The sequence below is a fragment of the Actinomycetota bacterium genome (assembly GCA_019347675.1).
Lineage (GTDB): Bacteria > Actinomycetota > Nitriliruptoria > Nitriliruptorales > JAHWKO01 > JAHWKW01.
In genome coordinates this window covers 1-2,028 of the sequence record JAHWKW010000074.1, presented here as the reverse complement: position 1 = coordinate 2,028, position 2,028 = coordinate 1, and the positions used below count along the sequence as shown (strand labels likewise).

The 2,028-nt window shown below is 74.8% G+C and carries 2 protein-coding genes; both read right to left on the bottom strand.

Annotation, left to right across the window (positions count from 1 at the left end; translation table 11 throughout):
- Window positions 1–325, bottom strand: a 325-nt coding sequence (locus KY462_17000) for a hypothetical protein (GenBank protein ID MBW3579397.1), incomplete at its 3' end; no start/stop codon positions are given.
- Window positions 326–369: 44 nt separating this feature from the next.
- The coding region (locus KY462_16995) for a potassium/proton antiporter (GenBank protein ID MBW3579396.1) at window positions 370–2,028 on the bottom strand (1,659 nt) is incomplete at its 5' end.

Genomic DNA, 2,028 nt, shown 5'->3' with positions numbered 1-2,028 from the left:
AGCGGGCCAGCGTGAAGCCCCCGACGCCGTAGACGACCAGCGCGAGGAGCGCGGGGCCGCCGAAGGCGACCCACGGCTCGTCGCCCGGCCCGGCCCAGGCGAAGGGCGCGGTGAGCACGTCGGCCACCGCATCGATGTCCTCGCGCAGCCAGCCCTTCGCGCTCTCGCGCCCGTCGACGTCCCCGGCCACCCCGACCGCGTCCAGGTCGGCCCGGGCGCTGTCGCGGGCGGCGGAGAACTGGTCGACGGCGAACAGGCACAGCGCCAGCGCGACCACGAGGCAGACGGCGGTCGCGGCGGCGCGGATGGTCTTAGGCAGCAGCATCACCACTGAGCCCATCGGCAGGACCGGCCGCGGACCTGAGCCGATCAGCCCACTGCCAGCGCCCCGATGACCTCGCGCCACCAGGCGCGTTCGCCCTCGGTGCGCGCCGCGGCCAGCCGGCGGCGGGCGAAGTCCTGCAGCGGGCCGGCCGGGCCGCGGGCGAGGATCTTGCCGGTCACGGCGAACGAGCCGTCGTCGAGGGCGAGCAGGGCGCCCGGAGCGTCGCGGCGGGTGCGCAGGCGCACGGCGACAGCCACGCCGTCGATGGCCTCGGCGGCCTGGGGATCGCCGTCGGCCTGCGTCCACGGGCGGGTGCGGAAGACCGTCGGGTAGCCGGGGGTCGGCGCGGGGCGGGTGCGGACCTCCAGGGGGCCCTCGCGCCAGCGGCGCAGCAACTGCTCGAACTCCACCGCGGCCTCCTGGCGCACGAGCACGTGCAGGCGGTCATCAGGCTCGACGCGCGTCGAGCCACGCGGCGGGAGGGCCTGCTCCCCGCGCACGATCAGGTTGAGCAGCGCGTCGCGCGGAAGCTGCAGCTCGCGCACCAGCCTTCCCGCCGCAGCGTCGCCCGCGTCCACGGGGAACTCGACGATCTCGGCGCCCAGCCGGCGCGCGGTGGCCGGCTCCATCAGCGGCAGGGGGATGGCCGCCGCGTCGGTGGTCACCCCAAGTGCCCGGGCCAGCGGCTCGAAGGTCAGCCCCTGCAGCAGCACCGAGAGCACCACGGCGAAGAACACGAGGTTGAAGAAGGTCAGGCTCTCCCCGACCCCGGCCAGCAGCGGGAAGGTGCCCAACACCACGGGCACCGCACCACGCAGCCCGGCCCAGCCCAGCACCACCTGGTCGCGCGGCGAGAACCCCTGGAAGAGGGTCGCGAGGTAGGTGGCCACCGGCCGGGCCACGAAGGCCAGCACGACCGCGAGGATCGTGCCCTCCAGCGCGATGTCCAGCAGCTGGGAGGGGAAGATCAGCAGGCCCAGCGCCAGGAACATCACCAGCTGGGCCACCCAGGCCAGGCCGTCGTGGAAGGTCACGATCGTCCGGGTGGCCGGCAGCGACGTGGAGCCGATGGCCAGGCCCGCCAGATACACGGCCAGGAAGCCCGAGCCGTGAGCGACATCGGCGACCCCGTAGGCCACCGCCACCACCGCGATCGAGGCCACCGGGTACAGGCCCGCCGAGGCCAGGCGCACCCTGCGCAGCCCACGCACGGCCAGCCAACCCACGCCCAGGCCGACCACGGCGCCGACCCCCAGCTGGAGGGCGAAGTCGAGCAGGAACGCCACCAGGCCGTACCCGGGCTCCTGGATCCAGGCGATGAAGCCCAGGACGAGCAGCACGGCGACGGGGTCGTTGAAGCCCGACTCGCCCTCCAGCGTGCGGGCCAGGCGCCGGCGCAGCGTCGAGCCGCGCAGGACGGCGAAGATGGCCGCGCCGTCGGTGGAGGAGACGATCGCGCCGATGAGCAGCCCCTCGAGCGGCTCTACGCCCAGCAGCCACACCGCCGCCAGGCCGGTGATCACCGCGGTCAGCACCGTGCCCACGACGGCCAGAGACAGCGCCGAGCGCAGGACGGGACGAATCTCCGCCCACCCCGCCGCCAGGCCGCCCTCGAAGAGGATGAGCGACAGCGCGACGATCCCGATCGTCCGCGCCAGCCGGTAGTCGCCGAACTCGAAGAGGCCCAGGCCGCCGGAGCCGAG